Source organism: Pseudomonas sp. 2995-1 (assembly GCF_002742505.1).
Lineage (GTDB): Bacteria > Pseudomonadota > Gammaproteobacteria > Pseudomonadales > Pseudomonadaceae > Aquipseudomonas > Aquipseudomonas sivasensis.
In genome coordinates this window covers 12,963-31,855 of sequence record NZ_LJSA01000490.1, presented here as the reverse complement: position 1 = coordinate 31,855, position 18,893 = coordinate 12,963, and the positions used below count along the sequence as shown (strand labels likewise).

Below are 18,893 nucleotides of genomic sequence, written 5' to 3'. Positions count from 1 at the left end.
GAACGCCATTCAAGCTAAGCTGCCCAACATCTGTCCTCCAAACAAGAAGTGATCAGCACCATGGGTAGAGTTGTTGCGGCAGCCGTCTACAGCGCCGGTAAGAAAGTCTCTGATATCACCCTTGATGAAGGCGCCGCCTGGGCCGCCAAGCCCGGGCATTTTGTGTGGATCGGCCTGGAAGAGCCCGATGCCCAGGAGCTGGCCAACCTGCAGCGCCAGTTCAACCTGCATGAACTGGCCATCGAAGACGCCCTGGAAAAACACAGCCGCCCCAAGCTCGAAACCTTCGGCGATGCGCTGTTTATCGTCACCTATTCACCGGTGCGCGAGAACGGCAAGCTGGAGTTTATCGAAACCCATATCTTTGCCGGCACCGGCTATATCATCACCGCCCGCAACGGTCACTCAGCGTCCTACGGCTTTGTGCGCCAACGCTGTGAGGCGCGCCCGCTGTTGCTGGAGCATGGGGAAGATTTCGTACTCTATGCGTTGCTGGATTTCGTCACCGAAAACTACCAGCCGGTCAGCGAGGCGATCCACGCCGAGATCGATGAACTGGAGCGCAACGTACTGTGCAGTTCACTGAGCGAACGCGATATTCAGAAGATCCACGGTCTGCGCCGCGATGTGCTGCGGCTCAAGCGGTATGTTGCGCCGATGGTGGAGATCAGCCAGGAGTTGCAGAAGCTGAGCTTCCCGTTTATCGACAAGAACATGCGCCCTTATTTTCGTGATGTGCAGATCCACGTGACACGGCAGATGGAGGACCTCACTACCCTGCGCGACATCGCCAGCCAGACGATCGAAATCGGGGTGTTGCTGGAGGCGTCACGCCAGAGCGTGGTGCAGCGCAAGTTTGCCGCGTGGGCGGCGATCCTGGCATTCCCCACCGCGGTGGCAGGGATTTATGGGATGAACTTCCAGAACATGCCCGAGCTGCAATGGCACTATGGCTATTTTGCGGTGCTCGGGTTTATTGCGGTGGGATGCACCAGTCTGTGGGCCAGTTTCAAACGCTCGGGCTGGCTTTAAGCTTTGTGCGCCACAAACCGCATCATCCATTCCGCCACGGTGGCGCCGTGGTGGTCGCGCTCCAGGCTGGCGACACCGTTCGTGTAAACCGTTTCCCCGAGGGTTGTCTGAAGAATCTCCAGCAACTCGCGCGAATAGTCGTGGATAAATTCCGGGTGGCCTTGGAAGCACAGCACCTGGTCGCCAATGTGATACGCCGCGAACGGGCAAAAATCGCTGGAGGCGATGACCGTGGCATTGTCCGGCAAGCTGGTGACTTGGTCCTGGTGACTGATCAACAGCGTCAACTCAGGCACCTCAGGGCTCATCCACGGAGCCTTGGCATCGAGTTTGTAGTCATGAATGCCCATGCCCCAGCCTTTGCTGGCGCGCTCAGTCTTGCCGCCGAGCAGCAATGCCAACAACTGGTGACCGAAGCAGATACCGAGCAATTTGTCGCCACGCTCATAGCGCTGCAGCAAGTAGGTCTTGAGGGTCTGGATCCAAGGGTCGGTACCGAAGGAATCGGCCTTGCTGCCGGTAACGAGGTAGGCATCAAACACTTCATCGTCTGACGGATATTCGCCCTGCACCACGTTGTAAACCACAAACTCGGCAGCAATCGGCTGCTTGGAGAACAGGCGCTTGAACATCTGCCCGTAACCTTGGTACTGATCGATCAAGCCTGGACGCAGGATATCGGTTTCCAGGATGCAGACGCGTAGCGACATAAAAAATACCTGACACGGCGATGGGAATATTGAACACCCAGAGCCTGCCTTGAAACACCCCTTCAAGGCAAGCCCCTCCATTAATCACCGAAACACTTCACTCCTCGCCGCTTTCTCCAGCAACAACACTGGCGGCGCAAAGCGCTCCCCATATTGCTCAGCCAGATAACGCGCACGGGCGATGAAGTCGTTCAAGCCGTACTGATTGATAAACTGCAACGCCCCACCGCTCCACGCCGCAAAACCAATGCCGAAGATCGATCCCACATTGGCATCAGCGGTGGACATCAACACGCCCTCCTCCACACAGCGCACAGTTTCGATGGCTTGGATAAACAGCAAACGGTCGCGCACATCCTGTGGCGAAATCTGCTGGCCCGGCCGTTCAAAGCGGGCTTTCAACTCTGGCCACAGGTACTTCTGCCCTCCAGCGGGATACTCGTAAAAACCGCCACCCGCCGCCTTGCCCGCGCGTTTGTATTCATTCACCAACAGATCGATGACCGCCGTTGCCGGATGCCCTGGCACCGTCTTACCTTCGGCCTGCAAATCCTTGGCCGTCTGCTGTCGGATATGGCTCATCAGGCTGAGGGACACTTCATCGGACACCGCCAGCGGCCCCACCGGCATACCGGCTTTGCGCGCCTCGGTCTCGATCATCGGCGCGGCCACACCTTCACCGAGCATGGCGATGCCTTCATTGGTGAACGTGCCGAACACCCGCGAGGTGAAGAAGCCGCGGCTGTCGTTGACCACAATCGGAGTTTTCTTGATTTGCAGGACGAAATCGAAACCTCGGGCCAGGGTTTCGTCCGAGGTCTGGGCGCCCTTGATGATTTCAACCAGAGGCATCTTGTCCACCGGGCTGAAAAAATGCAGGCCGATAAATTTGCCTTGATCCGCCACAGCTCTAGCAAGGCCGGTGATGGGCAACGTTGAGGTATTGGAGGCGATCACCGCGTCGGCTCCGACCACATGTTGCGCGGCGGCCGAAACCTTGGCCTTAAGTTCACGGTCTTCGAAAACGGCCTCAATGATCAAATCGCAGCCGACCAAATCAGCATCCGAGGTAGTAGGGTAAATCCGCGCCAAGGTGGCTTCCCGCTGCTCGGCGGTCAATTGCCCACGGCTGACCTTCTTGTCCAGCAGCGCGGCCGAATGTGCCTTGCCCTTCTCGGCGGCGGCATGGGTGACGTCCTTGAGCACCACCTCGATCCCCGCACAGGCGCTGACATACGCAATTCCAGCCCCCATCATCCCGGCACCAAGCACACCCACTTTGCGTGTCACGTAAGGTGAAAAACCCTTGGGTCGCGAGCTGCCGGCGTTGATTTCATTGAGTTGGAACCAGAAGGTGCCAATCATGTTTTTCGCCACTTGCCCGGTGACCAACTCGGTGAAGTAACGGGTTTCGATCAGGTGCGCGGTGTCGAAGTCCACCTGAGCGCCTTCAACGGCAGCACAGAGGATTTTCTCTGGAGCCGGAAAACAGCCATTGGTTTTGCTGCGCAGGATCGACGGTGCAATCGCCAGCATCTGCGCGACTTTTGGGTTCGAGGGAGTGCCGCCGGGAATCTGGTACGCCTTGCTGTCCCAGGGTTGTTTAGCCTCGGGATTGCCGAGAATCCAAGCGCGGGACTTGGCCAGCAGCCCATCGCGGTCCTCCGCCAGTTCGTTGATCAACCCCGCCTGGAGCGCCTGTTGCGGCCGTACTTTTTTACCTTCCAGCAAATACGGCAGGGCTTTTTCCAAGCCGAGCATGCGCACCATACGCACCACGCCACCGCCGCCCGGCAGCAAGCCGAGGGTGACTTCCGGCAATCCAAGCTGCACCGATTTGTCATCCAGCGCGACACGGTAATGACAGGCCAGGCAAATCTCCCAGCCGCCGCCCAGGGCCGCGCCGTTGATCGCGGCCACCACCGGCTTGCCGAGGGTTTCCAAGCGACGCAACTGCGCTTTAAGCACCAACACGCTCTCATAGAAGTTCTTGGCGTGGGACTTCTCGACCTTGATCAATTCATTGAGGTCACCGCCCGCGAAAAAAGTCTTCTTTGCAGAAGTGATAATCACGCCGGCAATGTGGTCCTTTTCCGACTCAAGGCGCAGAACCGCAGCGGCCATGGCATCGCGGTAAACACCGTTCATGGTGTTGGCGCTCTGGCCGGGCATGTCGAGAGTCAGCACCACAATTTGGTCCTGGCCTTTTTCGTAACGAATGGCATCGGTCATTAGAAATTCCTTAGGCTCAGAGACGTTCGATAATAGTGGCGATGCCCATGCCACCGCCGACACACAGGGTGGCCAGGCCGTAGCGCTGCCGGCGCACTTCAAGCTCGTCAAGCAGAGTGCCAAGGATCGCGCAACCAGTGGCGCCCAACGGGTGGCCCATTGCGATGGAACCGCCGTTGACGTTGACGCGTGCGGCATCGATGCCCATGTCCTTGATGAATTTGAGCACCACTGAGGCAAAGGCCTCGTTGACCTCGAACAGATCGATGTCTTCCACGCGCAAACCGGCCTTGGCCAAGGCTTTTCGTGTGGCTGGCGCGGGGCCCGTGAGCATGATGGTGGGATCAGTGCTGGTAACCGCCGTGGCGACGATGCGCGCCCGCGGTTGCAAGCCCAGTTCGCGACCCTTCGCTTCAGAGCCGATCAACATCAGTGCGGCGCCGTCGACAATGCCGGAGCTATTACCCGGGGTATGTACGTGGTTGATGCGTTCCACATGGCTGTAGACCCGCAGAGCCGTAGCGTCGAAGCCCATTTGCCCCATCATCTCGAAGCTCGGTTTGAGATTGCCCAGGCCTTCAAGGGTCGATTCGCCACGGATAAATTCGTCATGGTCCAGCAGGACAACCCCGTTCTGGTCCTGCACCGCGATCAACGACTTGCTGAAGGAACCGTCGGCACTGGCCCTGGCCGCTTTCTGCTGGGACTGCAGGGCAAAGCTATCGACATCCTGGCGACTGAAACCCTCCAGGGTGGCGATCAGATCCGCGCCGATGCCTTGGGGTGTGAAGTGGCTGTGCAGGTTGGTCTGCGGGTCCAGCACCCAGGCACCGCCATCGCTGCCCATGGGCACACGGGACATAGACTCGACTCCGCCAACCACCACCAGGTCTTCAAAGCCGGAGCGCACTTTCATCGCCCCCAGGTTCACTGCTTCAAGGCCCGAGGCGCAGAAGCGGTTGATCTGTACGCCAGCCACGCTGATCGCCCAGTTCGCTACCAAGGCGGCGGTCTTGGCGATGTCGGCGCCTTGGTCGCCCACTGGGGTGACGCAGCCGAGCACGATGTCATCCACTTGGTGGGTGTCGAGGTCGCTGCGTTGCGCCAGCGCCGTGAGCAGACCTGCCACCAGATTTACCGGTTTCACGCTGTGCAAGGCGCCGTCTGCCTTGCCTTTGCCCCGGGGCGTGCGTATCGCATCAAAGATCAAAGCTTGGGTCATGACATCCTCGAACCATTGCGCAGTAGTGCCCTTACCTTAGGCCCGATTGACACGGTTTCAATGACGGATGCGCTCATTGCTTTTGACCCCCACGCTCGGACGAACGGTAGGCCCCTAAGCGCATAGGCTGATTAATCGTTTTAGCTGTCTAGCCAAGGCATTGGCGCCAAGATGGCGTTCTGCCTCATGCCTTTTTAAGCTGAAATCCTGATTAGCTGATATGAAATGGATCTAAGCCGCGAAGAACGAGGGCTCTAAGGTTCAATCAGTAAGATGTTGCTGCCGGGTTTTGCTGGAGCAACTGTAAGAAAAGTGACACGTCATAGCGCCATACTGAAATAAAACGGCACGTATTTGACGCTCAGGAATAACAACAAAAGGCAGTCAGCCATGTTCAAGCATTCGAAAGTACGTCAGGCGGGACTTATTCTGTTCGCCACCACACTGATTCTGATCCTGCCCAATTTGACCAAGGTCATTGGGTGACCCTCTATCCTCCGCGCTTTGTGCATCAGGATTGCAGCTTTTTGGCAGCACCTGCCGGGACTTCGTGCATAGCGACCCCGTTGCAGGGGCTGCCTTTTTACGCGCGTTTTTCCGGTATTGTGAGCCCCATCGCCACTTAACCCGGGGCCTCTGTCTTGAAACCGATCTTCGCACTCTTAGCCTTGTTGCTTGCTCTGCCCGCAGCCGCGGCGCAATTGACTATCGAACTGGACCACACCCGCAAGACCTGGCAGACCGCCGACCTGCTCAAGCATCCGGATGCGCAGACGGTGCAGATCGTCGATGACGTTTCCTACAAGCGCAATATGACCTATCGCGCGGTGCCGCTGGCGGTGCTCTTACCAGGCCTAACGCCACAGAGCCATGTGCAAGCCGTTGCCCTGGATGGCTTCGCTGCAGAACTGACCGCCGCACCGCTGCTGGAACAACACGGCGCGCGCGCGTGGTTGGCCGTGGAAGATCCGGCCAAACCGTGGCCCGCCCTGGCCGATGGCAAACACAGTGCCGGCCCGTTTTATCTGGTGTGGACCGACCCGCAAGCAGGGCACATCAGCCCCGAGCAGTGGCCGTTTCAAGTCTCGACAATCAAGCAATTGAAGACCGTAGCCGAGCGCTTCCCCGCGCTGCTACCCGATCCGGAACTGGCGGCGAATGATCCCATCAACCAGGGCTTTGCACTGTTCCAGAAAAACTGCCTGGCCTGCCATCGCCTCAATGGCGCAGGCGATGCGCAGGTGGGTCCGGATCTGAATATCCCCTACAGCCCTACCGAATATTTCGGTGGGGATTTCCTAAAGCGCTATATCCGTGATCCGCAGAGTTTGAGGCATTGGCCCCAAGCGAAGATGCCGGCGTTCGCTGCCAGTGTATTGCCTGACAGCGAGCTGGATTTATTGGTGGGGTATTTAAAGCATATGGCGGGGCGTAAGCATCAACGCTGAGCCAGCCTCCTTCGAAAGACAGTTTCGTGTAGTGAGCGGGCTTGCCCCGCGCTGGGCTGCGCAGCAGCCCCAATACAGCAGAATTTTGTCGGGCAGGCATTACGCGGCGGATGGTCTTGGGGCTGCTTCGCTTCCTAGCGCGGGGCAAGCCCGCTCACCACAGAAAGCTCTCTCCCCCCAACAAGCCACGACCCACTCATCATTTATTGCTGCTGCACAGAAACCACCGGCGTCGGCGCCACAAACACCTTCGCGTGCATTTGCTCATGCCCGCCGCCACGACGCATGCCGCGTACGGGGCACGCATCCAGGTAATCCAGTCCCACAGCCAGCTTGAGATGCCGCTCCGGGCGCGCCAATTGGTTGGTCACGTCAAAACTGTACCAGGCGTCATCCAACCAGGCTTCGGCCCAGGCGTGGCTGGCCAGATGCGTACTGTCTTCGGTGTACAAATACCCCGACACATACCGCGCAGGAATGCCCAGGCTGCGTGCGCAGGCCAGGAACGCGTGGGTGTGGTCCTGGCACACGCCCGCAGCCCCAGCGAAGGCCTCGGCGGCGCAGGTGTCGACCTCAGTAGCGCCTGGCGTGTAGACCATCGCTTGGTTGAGCGCGTGCATCAGATCGATTAGCGCGGTGCGATCGCGACGCTGACGACAATGCTGTGCGGCAAAGCCACGCAAGGCGTCATCCGGTTCAGTCAGGCGCGTGCAACGCAGGAACGGAAACGCCGACTGGCTCTCATGCTCGGCTTCGCGTAATTCGTCGATATCCACTTGGCCACGGGCGCCGATGATGATGGCGTCATGGGGTTCGTCAAGAGTCAACACGTGCAGGATATTGCCGAAAGGGTCCACTTGGGCGCGCACCGGGCGCGGCAGGTCCAGTTGCCAACTGAGCACGTGCTGACGCTCGCTGTCATGGGGCGTCAGGCGCAGGTATTGGATGCTGGCGCGAACCTGGTCCTCGTAGTGGTAGGTGGTTTCGTGGCTGATGGAGAGTCTCATGCCGCCTCCAGGTAGGAACTGTAGATGGCGTCGCCCAATTGGCGGACCAGGGGGATAAAGTCGGTCAGCCAGGCGTGCAGGCCTTCCTCAAGGATTTCATCGATCGCGGTAAAGCGCAGGCGCGCGTCCATTTCGGCGGCCAAGCGCTGGGCCGGTCGACCGTTGAGGCCGGGCAGGCTGGCAAGGATCTGGTCGATTTCTTCACTGCAGGCACGCAGCGAGCGCGGCACATCGGCGCGTAACAGCAATAATTCGGCGACTTGCCGGGCGCCAGGGGCGTCGCGATAGATCTCGGTGTAGGCCTCGAACGACGACAACGCCCGCAGCAAGGCACTCCATTGATAGTAGGCGTGTGCCGTGCCATCGGTGACGGCTTCAGCACGGTCGCCGGCCATTTCATAGCGCGCATCAAGCAAACGCAGGGTGTTGTCAGCGCGTTCGATAAAGGTGCCCAAACGAATGAAACGGAATGCATCGTTGCGCATGATGGTGCCGTAGGTCGCCCCTCGAAACAGATGGGAGCGTTCCTTAACCCACTCACAGAAGCGACTCATACCGTAGCGGCTGAGACCTTGCTGAGCGATATCGCGAATATCCAACCAAGTGGCGTTGATGTTTTCCCACATGTCGGCGGTAATTCGCCCACGCACCGCATGGGCGCTGGCCCGCGCCGAGCCGAGGCAACTGTAGATGCTCGCCGGGTTGGCCGCGTCCAGGGCAAAGAAGTGCAGCAGGCGTTCGGCATGCAATTCACCGTGGCGCTCGCGGTAATCATCCAGGGTGCCGGTGATCAGCAGCGGCATGGCTAATTCATGCAGGCCATCGCCGCGCCCATCCTGAGGCATCAGCGACAGCGAATAACTGACATCGAGCATGCGCGCGAGGTTTTCCGCACGCTCCAGATAGCGCGACATCCAATACAAATCCGAGGCAGTTCTACTCAACATGGCATTCAGTCCTCAACCACCCAGGTGTCTTTGGTGCCGCCGCCCTGGGACGAGTTGACCACCAGCGAACCTTCGCGCAGCGCCACGCGGGTCAAGCCGCCCGGCACCACACGGGTTTCCTTGCCGGACAGCACAAACGGGCGCAGGTCGATGTGGCGCGGGGCGATACCGTTTTCGACAAAGGTCGGGCAGGTGGATAAACACAGGGTCGGCTGTGCGATATAGGCATGAGGCTTGGCTTTGATTCGCGCCCGGAACGCTTCGATTTCAGCCGCCGTGGACGCCGGCCCCACCAACATCCCGTAGCCGCCGGAGCCTTGGGTTTCCTTGACCACCAGGTCCGGCAGGTTGGCCAGTACGTGGGACAATTCGTCAGGCTTACGGCATTGAAAGGTAGGAACGTTCTTTAGGATCGGTTCTTCATCCAGATAGAAACGGATCATCTCGGTAACGAAGGGGTACACCGACTTGTCATCCGCCACCCCGGTGCCGATGGCGTTGGCCAGCACCACGTTGCCGGAGCGATAGGCCGCCAGCAGACCCGGCACACCGAGCATGGAATCCGGGTTGAAGGCCAGCGGGTCGAGGAACGCGTCATCGAGACGGCGGTAGATCACGTCCACCGCCTTAGGTCCGTCGGTGGTGCGCATGAAGACGCGGTCATCACGTACGAACAGATCGGCGCCTTCCACCAGTTCCACACCCATTTCCCGGGCAAGGAACGCATGTTCAAAGAACGCGCTGTTGAAGCGCCCCGGCGTCAGCACCACCACGCTGGGGTTATCCAAAGGACTGGAGCTTTTAAGGGTGTCGAGCAACAGGTTGGGATAGTGGTCGATGGGCGCGATGCGCTGGGCGGCGAACAGTTCGGGGAACAGGCGCATCATCATCTTGCGGTCTTCGAGCATGTAACTCACGCCGCTCGGTGTGCGCAGGTTGTCTTCAAGCACATAGTAAGTGCCGTCGCCATCGCGTACGAGGTCGACCCCGGAGACGTGGGAATACAGGTCGCGATGCAGGTCCAAACCCTGCATCGCCAACTGGTATTGCTCGTTAGCCAACACCTGTTCGGCGGGGATGATCCCAGCCTTGATGATGCGTTGCTCGTGGTACAGGTCGGCAAGGAACATGTTCAGCGCCTTGACCCTTTGGATACAGCCGCGCTCCACAATTCGCCACTCACTGGCGGGGATACTGCGAGGGATGGTGTCGAAAGGAATGAGGCGTTCGGTGCCCTGCTCGTCGCCATAAAGTGTGAAGGTGATACCGGCGCGATGAAACAGCAAATCGGCTTCACGCCGGCGCTGGGCCAGCAGTTCTGCAGGGGTCTCGGCCAACCAGCGGGCGAACTCGCGGTAATGGGGGCGGACCTGCCCCGCTCCATCGTACATTTCGTCGTAATAAGTGCGGATCATGCCGTACTCCTTGTCACCCGGACGCAAGAACCATCGCAAGGCCCGTGCCAGCGGCATAAACACTTAAAAAACAGTGAGTTAAATAAAAGCGAAGCGCTGATCGCACCGTCCTGGTGCGCAGAACGCCCGTCGTATTGCTGCACGCTTCATCGCAATGCAGGCTTTGACTATCAACAGCATAGCCAGAGTTGATTTCACTGCTCGACGAAGGGTGCGGATAATCGCCTCCATCAGCTGAACAGGATCTTTCCTACAGCTTTACCCCTTGCACACTCGGTACCGTGACAGCTCGTGTACTGACTGACTCCTAAGGTCTTCCCTTTCAGCCATCCTTTTAGGATGGCTTTTTTTTTGGTGCACGAAAAGGCAGCGCAAGTTCCAGGAATTTTCTCGCAACCCATACAAAATCGGCCGACCCTAAGGTCAGCCGATACGCTGCGTTACTCATACAATTGCGCTACATGGGTAACCCACGCACCTCCTGCTTGACGCCCCATCCTTCGATGATCCCGCCCAGCGGCTCGACCACCGCCTCAAAGTCCTGCTCGAAGTCTCCTATGCCGTCGTAGGTGGCGAACATGATTTTGCTCAGTTCCAGGTACCAGGCGCCATCGTCGCGCGCGCTGACCTGGGCATTCAGTGATTCTCCACGAAACTCACCCGCAGCCCTGCGCGCCCGTTCCTCATCCGGGAAAATGGCGTAGAACTCGATGGGGTGGAAGCGTGAAAAGTCGAAGCCGCCCTCTTTCATGCGGCGCAGAACGTTGGTGCTGATGTCTTCTTGATAGGCTGTGCTCATGAAACGTCCTCCTCAAACTGATGGATAGACTTTCCGTGCTTCCCAAAGCCCCGCGCGCTGCTGGCGCGGGCACCACGGCAATAACATCACCGCAGGAAAACAAGCATGTAGCTGACAAGACCAGACCTTAGCGATTCATTCGCTGATCTCACTTGCAGAGTAGCGCGAAGCTATCACCTCCACCAGAGGCGCATGGATGGCATAGCGGGAATGTTCAGACGGCGGGCGAGATATCGAGGATCTGGATACTGTTCTGGTCTTTCAGGATCTTGACCGTAGGCTCGGGCTTGCGGCCCTCCAAGTCATTGAGGTCGAGTTCGGCTGCGACGGGGACCAACTTGTTGCGAATCATGTGTGCCGCATCTTCGAGGCTGGGCTTTTGGTCGCAGGTGAACTGCTCCACGGACTGGACGCCGTGATCATCAACGAAGGTAATCTGCCACTTTTGCATCGGTGCCTCCTCGATAAAACCCGTGTTTGGGCTTACAACTATCTGGACCTTGAGGGCTCGGAAAACGTTCCGCTCAAGTCCGGAGACACCTGATCAACTGCACTTATTTTTCAGCGTGTTCTTTCAAGGCTTTCAAAGTGTTGAACGGCGCGTCCACCACAAACTTGTTCGCCAACCACGAAGGCACGCTGCCGCCTGGCTCGGTGTGAACCTGATAAGTGACTTCGGTTTCATTGGCGCCTTTAGGCACCAGCTTCCAGAAACCCTCAACCTGGGCAACACGCACGTAACCTTTCTCTTCAGGCTTGTAGGTAGGCACGCCCTGCAACTTGCGGGTCACGCTGCCATCGGCGTCCTTGGTGGTGGTGACATGGATATACGAATCGCGATCGGTCACCGGGAACGGCGCCTTGAACTGGGTGTAGGTCCAGGCCTCATCGCCTTTCCTGTCCACCAACTTCTGGGATTTACACTCATGAATCCATGAACAGGCGCCTGCCACATCTTCCTGCAGGGCCTGGATCTTGGCCACGGGGGCCTTGATCACGGTCACACCGCGATACGCCTTGTACTTGGAGCCGGCGATTTCGCTCAGGGAAATCTTGATACCGTCCTCATCCTTGGCGACTTGCCAATCCTCAGCCTGGGCAGTGGCAGCGAACAACACCGTAAACCCGCACAGCACAGCCATTCGTTTCAGCGAACCCATTGTTGTATTCCTTATTGTTGAAGTTCCGATAGTAAAGCCCATCAAGCCGCCGTCATTTGCTCCCACCAGCCGATCAACCGGATCGCGTCAGCTTGGTCGGTGCCGCAGACATCGATATCCGCCTTGAAATCACTGCACACCGCCGGGCGTTCCGGTTGGCCGAACAGTTGGCACAGCTGTTCGACCGACAGGTGCAGGCAGCGTTCGCCCGCCGGTTTGCCATGGGGCATTCCGGGTAATGGCGAACTGATGGAGGGAGCGATGCAGCAAGCGCCACAGCCTTCACGGCAATTCATGACCAGCAGGTCCTCGACGACTCAATAGGGATGGCCGGGCTAGAGTACGCCCTTAAACAGCCGTTTTAAAATGGTCTAACAGGGGTTTTTCGCATAAAAAAAACATGACTGACCAGTCTGCGACAGATGGTCATTGGCCTGCGTCACGTCGATGGGAAACGTTTATTGCTTGAACTCGAATTCCAGCGCTGCACCCTCCACGTCACGGCGCTCTTCGTTCCGCAGTTGTAGCTTCATCTCATTGCTGAGCAGACGGCCATTGATCTGGAAGGCACTGTTGTCGGTGGGCTTTTCGCCAAACATCGGCGGCAGCAACGGCACGCTCTGGGGCTTGGGCATGGTGCCGAGGGGCTGCAGGTGCCTGACCATGTCCGACGGCAGCGACAGATCCAACTGTGCCGGTGGCAGCTTGGTCTGTGCCACTTCCTGGGCTGACTTGGACTTTTTCGCCTTCGCTGCACGCTTTTTCGCCGTGGCGGCTTGTTTCTTCGTAACGGAGGCTTGCTTGGCGGGGCTTGGCTTCTTTGCCGGAGCGTTCTGCTCGGTAGTGGCAGCAGGCTTGTTTTCAGTCACAGGTGCCGCCGCCAGCACTGTGCTGACGTTGCACAGGCTTAACAGGCCAATCACCAAAACAGCACGAACAATCGAGGTCATATCGCCTACAGCATTAACGGCAGAGGGCCATATGCTCGCTTGTTGTGCGCGCCATGACAAGGGCGGTGATTAGCCAGCTATCGGAGTTGTCCCCTTTCAGCGCCTCAAAATCCTGCCGCGGTTTCCTGACACAACTGGCTGGCCAGCATCCCCAACGTCATCAGCGCCCGCTCTGCCTCGCGGTTCCACGGGGTGCCGCAGTTAAGGCGAATACAGTGGTTGAACTGCTCGGTGTTACTGAAGATCAACCCCGGCGCGATGCTGATGCCCTGTTGCAGGGCGCGCACGTGCAGTTCCTGGGTATTGACGCGTCCGGGCAAACTGACCCACAGGATAAAACCGCCGGTCGGACGGGTCATCTGGGTGCCTTCGGGAAAATACTGCTGCACTGCCAGTTGGAAGGCGCTGAGATTCTTGCGGTATTCCTGGCGGATGTAGCGCAGATGCCGGTCGTAGCCGCCGTTCTCCAGGTACGCCGCCACGCCCATCTGAGTGACGCTGCACGCCGAGTGGGTGCTGAACATTTGCAGGCGCTGAATTTCCTGCTGGTACTTACCGGCGATCATCCAGCCGATACGCACACCCGGCGACAACGTCTTGGAGAAGCTTGAGCAATAGATCACCCGGTCCAGGCGGTCGTAGGCCTTGAGGGCCTTGGTGCGACCGATTTCGAACATCAACTCGCCGTAGATATCGTCCTCGACAATCTGGATATCGAAATCCGAGGCCAGGCGCAGCAACTGTTTCTGCCGCTCCTCGGGCATGGTGCCGCCCAAGGGGTTGCTCAGGCGCGTGGTCAGCACCAGGGCCTTGATCGACCATTGGTTGGCCGCCAGTTGCAAGGCCTCCAGGCTCATGCCGGTGGACGGATCACTGGGGATCTCAATGACTTTAAGGCCCAGCAAGTCGGCCAGTTGCAGCAAGCCGTAATACGTCGGTGATTCAGCCGCGATCAAGTCGCCGGGACGCGTCAGCACGCGCAAAGACATCTGCAATGCATCGACACAACCGTGGGTGATGACTACTTCGGACGGATCCACCACAACGCCCGCATCGCGCATGCGGATCGCCACTTGGCGGCGCAGCGGCTCGAAACCTGGGCTGAACATATAACTGAACGCGCGCGGGCTCTGGAACCGCGTGACCTTGGCCAACTGCTGGTGGAGCGCCCGCACCGGCAAGTAGTCGACACTCGGCACGGCGGCGCCCAGCGGGAACACGCCTTCGCGGCGCGATTCGCCCAAAACCTGCTGAATGATGCTGCTGCGCGTAACCAACCCCGGGCGCTCGACCCGTGCGATATCCGGTGTCGGCGCCGTGAGCGCAGGCGTCTGGTGCACGTAGTAGCCGGACTGCGGCCGCGCCCGGATCAGCCCCTGGTCTTCCAGGTTGGCGTAAGCCTGCAATACCGTGGCGTGGCTCACATTGAGCTGGGAGCTCATCTTGCGCACCGAGGGCACGCGCTCACCCGGTTGATAGACACCGCGTCGGATGTCCTCAGCCAGTTGCTGGGCGATACGTTGGTAAAGCAACAGATTGGTCATGACGCAGCACTCGATTTCACGGGTATTTTATTTTTGTGTGAAACATACCGGCACAGTTTGAAAGTGTACGGGGACAGTTGCCACAATAGTCGAGCGCGCGCGGGAGTGACAGTAAAAACTGTAAGGGTGGCGGATAGAATTTTCAGGTTTATACGAAAAAACTGTGGGAGGGTCTGGCTCCCGATAGCGGTAGTTCAGTCAGCTTTTTCGGTGACTGATATTCCGTCATCGGGGCAAGTCCCCTCCCACAGTTTTGATCGGGGCAAGCCTTTAGCGAGCGGCGCCCAGTTGGCCTTTCTCGTCGGAAAACACAATCTCGACCCGACGGTTCTGCGCGCGACCTCGTTCGGAGGCGTTGGCTTCCACCGGGTATTGGTCACCATAGCCTTCGACCTGGATACGCTTTTCATCGATTCCCAGATCCACCAACACATCGGCCACCGATTGCGCGCGGTCACGGGACAGTTTGAGGTTTTCCTGCTGGCCGCCGGTGTTGTCGGCGTAACCCTCAATGCGCACTACGCGCTTGGGGTTCAATTGCAGGAACTGCACGATTTTCAGCACGGTGCGGTTGGCCGAGTTCTTCAACTCCGCTTCGCCGGTATCGAACAGCACATCGCCCAAGGTCATCACCAGGCCACGATCGGTCTGGGTGGTGGTCAGGCTGGCTATCTGTTCTTCCAGCCATTTGCCCTGTTGCTGCACGCTGATCAGCTTGCTTTCACGCAGGGCCAGTTGCAGGCGTTGGCGTTCCAGTTCGAGCTTGGCGGCACGTTCCTCGTTGAGTGCCTGCTCGGTGTGTTCACGGGCGATGGCACTGTAGCGCTGGCTCAGGTAGGCGTAATGCACCACGTCGGCGCCGCTGCCCCAATAGCTGGACAAGCGGTCAGCCCGCGCCAAGGATTCACCGGCGCGAATCACGTCTTTAGGCGCGATGCGCAGCACGTTGGCGTCTTCCTTGACCTTCTGGAAGTCGCTGCCAGCCTGTTGCAAGGCTTGCTCGCCATTCGGGTGACTGGCGCAACCGCCCAGCACCGCACTGCCCAGCAGCACGGTAAAACCCACTCCACGGATCATCCGACTCATTGGGCTTCCCCTAACTGCAATTGCTTGCGCAGGCGCGTGATGCGGGTGTTAAGCACGTTCAGTTGTTCCTGGCTCTTGCGAGTCAGCACTTGGGCTTCGGCCAGGCGCGCGTCCAACTCGGCCTGTTCGGCCTGCATGCGCGCGTCTTTGTAGGATTGGTCGGCCATTTCGGCCTTGGCCTGGGCGAATTTGTCTTCGGCCAGCTTCAGTTCAGGGGATTCATCGGCGCTGGCGCCCACCGCGTTGGCTTGCTCCAGGGCTTGCTGGGTGAGGCGAATTTGTTCATTCGGCGCAGGATCGGCCGCACATCCCGCCAGAGCGACAACGGCGAGGGCCGCGAAAAAAGGTCGAAGAGTCACTGAAAATCCCTACTTTGTTGGGGTGCCGACGGGTTGTTGCAATTGCGCTTTCCAACGCTCCAGATTGCGCTGCAGCGCGGCTTCCGTCACACCAGACCCGGGCAATTCTGTCATCTTTTTGGTGAGCTGTCCGCGCAACCACGGATCATTGCAGGCCGAGTTGTGGGAAATCGCCAGGTACAGCCCCGGCTGATCGATCGGAACATCGCGGGCGATCAGGTCGTTGCTCATGCCCAGTGTCTGAGCCATGGCCATTGCGGAATAACGTCCCGCCAGCACGTACTCCACCTCCCCCAGCAGCAGTTTCTGGAACGCCGGAGTCAACGTCGGCAGGCGCTGTAAGGTCAGTTGCTCACCGGCGAAGGTTTCGAATCCGGCACTAAAACGGGAACGCTCCGATACTGCACCCTTGTGCCCGTGCAGGTCGGCAGCTGTGGTGTAGACCAGTGCCGAGTCTTTGCGCGTCCAGACGAGATAATCGGTCTGCACCAACGCCGGGTGGATGTAATCAAGATTTTCCAGCTCGCCGAGGTTTAGCGGCGTATCGGCGAATATATCCATACGGCCGCTGCGCACCTCATCCAAGGCCTGGGAACGCTTGCCGCCGTAAAGCAGGTCGATCTTCAACCCTAGGTCCTTTGCCACTTGCTGGAGCACGTCGGCGGTGGCGCCGATCAGGTGCGTGGGGTCTTGGGGGTCGCGCCATAACAAGGGCGGTGCGTCAGGGCTGCCGGTGATCACCAGGCGCTCACATTTGCCAGCGGCCAAGGTCAGGCTCGGCAGCAGCGACAGGCCCAGCAATAGTGCCCAGGGACGCAGTTCCATGGCGGTTTCTCCGATATTCAAAAAGGCCGGACAAAAAAAAGCCCGGTCGCAAGACCGGGCTCTTTATAAGTGAAGCGGCTGGATTAGACCAGCTTCTCCAACTCAGGTACGGCTTCGAACAAGTCCGCCACCAGGCCGTAATCAGCCACCTGGAAGATCGGTGCTTCTTCGTCCTTGTTGATCGCAACGATCACTTTGGAGTCTTTCATACCGGCCAAGTGCTGGATCGCGCCGGAGATACCGACGGCAATGTACAGCTGTGGCGCCACGATCTTGCCGGTCTGGCCGACCTGCATGTCGTTGGGTACGAAACCTGCGTCGACGGCGGCGCGGGAAGCGCCAACCGCAGCGCCCAGCTTGTCGGCCAGGGCGTACAGGTGCTTGAAGTTGTCACCGTTCTGCATGCCACGACCGCCGGATACGACGATCTTGGCAGCGGTCAGCTCAGGACGGTCCGACTTGGCCAGCTCTTCGCCAACAAAGCTGGAAGTGCCAGCGTCGTGGGCAGCGGAGACGGCTTCAACGGCAGCCGAACCACCATCAGCAGCAACCGGATCGAAACCGGTGGCACGCACGGTGATGACTTTGACGGCAGCAGTCGATTGCACGGTGGCAATGGCGTTACCGGCGTAGATCGGGCGCTTGAAGGTATCGGCGCTTTCAACCGAGATGATCTCGGAGATCTGGTCAACGTCCAACTGCGCGGCAACGCGTGGCAGGATGTTTTTGCCGTTGGAGGTAGCGGCAGCCAGGATATGGCTGTAGCCAGCGCCCAGCTCTGCAACCAGTGGAGCGACGTTTTCCGGCAGCTGGTGAGCGTAGGCGGCGTTATCGGCCAGCAGTACTTTGCTCACGCCAGCCACTTTGGCAGCGGCTTCAGCCACGGCGCCAGCGCCTTGGCCTGCTACCAGCACGTGGATGTCGCCACCGATTTTGGCGGCAGCAGCAACAGTGTTCAGCGTGGCCGGGGCCAGCACTTTGTTGTCGTGTTCTGCGATTACCAAGATAGTCATGGTTAGATTACCTTCGCTTCGTTTTTCAGTTTCTCGACCAGTTCAGCCACCGACTTGACCTTGATGCCCGCGCTGCGTGCAGCCGGCGCTTCGACTTTGACGGTCTTGTTGGTGGAGGCGGTGGAAACGCCCAAAGCGTCCGGAGTCAGCACTTCGAGAGGCTTCTTCTTGGCTTTCATGATGTTTGGCAGGGACGCGTAGCGCGGCTCGTTCAAACGCAGGTCGGTGGTGACGATGGCCGGCAGTTTCAGGGAAACCGTTTGTGCGCCGCCGTCGATTTCGCGGGTCACGGCAACGCTGTCGCCGCTTACTTCGACTTTCGAGGCGAAGGTGCCCTGGCCGTAACCGGTCAGTGCAGCCAACATCTGGCCAGTCTGGTTGTTGTCGCTGTCGATGGCCTGTTTGCCGAGGATCACCAGCTGAGGCTGTTCCTTGTCGACAACAGCCTTGAGCAGCTTGGCAACGGCCAGGGAGGTCAGGTCTTCAGCGGATTCGACCAGGATAGCGCGGTCAGCGCCCAGTGCCAGGGCGGTACGCAGCTGCTCTTGAGCAGTGGTAGGACCGATGGAAACCACGACGATTTCAGTCGCTACGCCTTTCTCTTTCAGGCGTACGGCTTCTTCCACAGCGATTTCACAGAAAGGGTTCATCGACATCTTGACGTTAGCAAGATCGACGCCGGAATTGTCCGCCTTGACGCGAACTTTCACGTTGTAATCGACAACGCGTTTGACAGCTACAAGAACCTTCATGGATTCCTCGTTACTCTCCGGTGAAAAGAAAGTCGCCTAGGCGAACCTGGCGGTTGATGCTCATCGGCACACAAGGGCACCTCCAAAAACCTGGGCAAATGACCTTGCTCACGGGAAATGACGACCGTTCGTCAGTGGTGACTGAGAGGTCATTCTTTATCGCGGCGTGTAAACTGCGCGCCGGTGTTTAGGCGTGCGTCACCTGTTTCGCTTTTGGACGTGCTCTTGAAACCTGCTGTCTGCCTACGGTAAGCGCAAAACCGACCGTATATTGACCGGAACGCCTATTCTGGTCAATACGGCAAAATGGCCAGTCATAAGCCGCGTTGCTTTGATTTTCCTAGCCTGCGGGCAATTCAAACAAACGTTTGTATTGGACGCTGACAGTGGTC

General features: G+C 58.8%; 19 protein-coding genes. 2 read left to right on the top strand and 17 right to left on the bottom strand.

The window, feature by feature from the left end; genetic code table 11:
* Positions 1 to 60: 60 nt before the first annotated feature.
* The gene (locus tag AOA61_RS24775; protein ID WP_032887457.1) at positions 61 to 1,032 is read left to right on the top strand and encodes a magnesium and cobalt transport protein CorA; all 972 of its coding nucleotides are present in this window, start codon (positions 61 to 63) and stop codon (positions 1,030 to 1,032) included.
* Here AOA61_RS24775 and AOA61_RS24770 read toward each other — a convergent pair.
* The 3 genes from AOA61_RS24770 to AOA61_RS24760 all read right to left on the bottom strand — a co-directional run bounded on the left by AOA61_RS24770 (position 1,029) and on the right by AOA61_RS24760 (position 5,196).
* On the bottom strand, positions 1,029 to 1,742 hold the full coding sequence (locus AOA61_RS24770) for an amidotransferase (RefSeq protein ID WP_032887456.1): 714 nt from the start codon (positions 1,740 to 1,742) through the stop codon (positions 1,029 to 1,031). The two genes, AOA61_RS24775 and AOA61_RS24770, sit on opposite strands and share 4 nt — an antisense overlap.
* 84 nt (positions 1,743 to 1,826) lie before the next feature.
* Positions 1,827 to 3,974, bottom strand: a complete 2,148-nt coding sequence (locus tag AOA61_RS24765; RefSeq protein WP_099602926.1) for a 3-hydroxyacyl-CoA dehydrogenase NAD-binding domain-containing protein — start codon at positions 3,972 to 3,974, stop codon at positions 1,827 to 1,829.
* A 16-nt stretch (positions 3,975 to 3,990) separates the two neighbouring features.
* A complete protein-coding gene (locus AOA61_RS24760; protein ID WP_099602925.1) occupies positions 3,991 to 5,196 on the bottom strand; it encodes an acetyl-CoA C-acetyltransferase in 1,206 nt (401 codons plus the stop codon).
* A 641-nt stretch (positions 5,197 to 5,837) separates the two neighbouring features.
* On the opposite strand from AOA61_RS24760, the gene AOA61_RS24755 reads away from it, so the two are divergent.
* Positions 5,838 to 6,644, top strand: coding sequence for a cytochrome c (locus AOA61_RS24755; RefSeq protein WP_099602924.1), 807 nt, complete (start codon positions 5,838 to 5,840; stop codon positions 6,642 to 6,644).
* Between the two features lie 203 nt (positions 6,645 to 6,847).
* On the opposite strand, the gene AOA61_RS24750 is transcribed toward AOA61_RS24755, so the two are convergent.
* The 14 genes from AOA61_RS24750 to AOA61_RS24685 form a co-directional block, all read right to left on the bottom strand.
* Complete coding sequence (locus tag AOA61_RS24750; protein ID WP_099602923.1) at positions 6,848 to 7,651, bottom strand: transglutaminase family protein; 804 nt, start codon at positions 7,649 to 7,651, stop codon at positions 6,848 to 6,850.
* Complete coding sequence (locus AOA61_RS24745; RefSeq protein ID WP_032887448.1) at positions 7,648 to 8,598, bottom strand: alpha-E domain-containing protein; 951 nt, start codon at positions 8,596 to 8,598, stop codon at positions 7,648 to 7,650. Before AOA61_RS24745 ends, AOA61_RS24750 begins: the two co-directional genes overlap by 4 nt.
* A gap of 5 nt (positions 8,599 to 8,603) precedes the next feature.
* A complete protein-coding gene (locus tag AOA61_RS24740; RefSeq protein ID WP_032887446.1) occupies positions 8,604 to 10,013 on the bottom strand; it encodes a circularly permuted type 2 ATP-grasp protein in 1,410 nt (469 codons plus the stop codon).
* Between the two features lie 457 nt (positions 10,014 to 10,470).
* The gene (locus tag AOA61_RS24735; protein WP_015885395.1) at positions 10,471 to 10,812 is read right to left on the bottom strand and encodes a ribonuclease E inhibitor RraB; all 342 of its coding nucleotides are present in this window, start codon (positions 10,810 to 10,812) and stop codon (positions 10,471 to 10,473) included.
* A gap of 214 nt (positions 10,813 to 11,026) precedes the next feature.
* Positions 11,027 to 11,263 carry a hypothetical protein gene (locus tag AOA61_RS24730; RefSeq protein WP_032887444.1) on the bottom strand — a complete coding sequence of 79 codons (237 nt, stop codon included), beginning with the start codon at positions 11,261 to 11,263 and terminating at the stop codon, positions 11,027 to 11,029.
* A 103-nt stretch (positions 11,264 to 11,366) separates the two neighbouring features.
* Entirely contained in the window at positions 11,367 to 11,972 is a 606-nt protein-coding gene (locus AOA61_RS24725; RefSeq protein ID WP_099602922.1) for an START domain-containing protein, read from the bottom strand.
* 41 nt (positions 11,973 to 12,013) lie between these two features.
* Positions 12,014 to 12,268, bottom strand: coding sequence for a YkgJ family cysteine cluster protein (locus AOA61_RS24720; RefSeq protein WP_032887441.1), 255 nt, complete (start codon positions 12,266 to 12,268; stop codon positions 12,014 to 12,016).
* Positions 12,269 to 12,430: 162 nt separating this feature from the next.
* Entirely contained in the window at positions 12,431 to 12,922 is a 492-nt protein-coding gene (locus AOA61_RS24715) for a translation initiation factor 2 (RefSeq protein WP_099602921.1), read from the bottom strand.
* Positions 12,923 to 13,026: 104 nt separating this feature from the next.
* Positions 13,027 to 14,466 (bottom strand): PLP-dependent aminotransferase family protein, encoded by a 1,440-nt coding sequence (locus tag AOA61_RS24710; protein WP_032887437.1) that lies wholly within the window; start codon positions 14,464 to 14,466, stop codon positions 13,027 to 13,029.
* A 270-nt stretch (positions 14,467 to 14,736) separates the two neighbouring features.
* The gene (locus AOA61_RS24705; RefSeq protein ID WP_032887435.1) at positions 14,737 to 15,552 is read right to left on the bottom strand and encodes an OmpA family protein; all 816 of its coding nucleotides are present in this window, start codon (positions 15,550 to 15,552) and stop codon (positions 14,737 to 14,739) included.
* Positions 15,549 to 15,911, bottom strand: coding sequence for a DUF4398 domain-containing protein (locus AOA61_RS24700; protein WP_095185327.1), 363 nt, complete (start codon positions 15,909 to 15,911; stop codon positions 15,549 to 15,551). The genes AOA61_RS24705 and AOA61_RS24700 overlap by 4 nt, the downstream gene beginning before the upstream one ends.
* Before the next feature lie 9 nt (positions 15,912 to 15,920).
* Positions 15,921 to 16,736 (bottom strand): ABC transporter substrate-binding protein, encoded by an 816-nt coding sequence (locus AOA61_RS24695; protein ID WP_032887431.1) that lies wholly within the window; start codon positions 16,734 to 16,736, stop codon positions 15,921 to 15,923.
* An 83-nt stretch (positions 16,737 to 16,819) separates the two neighbouring features.
* Positions 16,820 to 17,749: an electron transfer flavoprotein subunit alpha/FixB family protein gene (locus tag AOA61_RS24690; RefSeq protein WP_099602920.1), complete on the bottom strand. Its 930-nt coding sequence runs from the start codon at positions 17,747 to 17,749 to the stop codon at positions 16,820 to 16,822.
* Between the two features lie 2 nt (positions 17,750 to 17,751).
* Positions 17,752 to 18,501: an electron transfer flavoprotein subunit beta/FixA family protein gene (locus AOA61_RS24685; RefSeq protein WP_032887429.1), complete on the bottom strand. Its 750-nt coding sequence runs from the start codon at positions 18,499 to 18,501 to the stop codon at positions 17,752 to 17,754.
* Between the last annotated feature and the right edge of the window lie 392 nt (positions 18,502 to 18,893).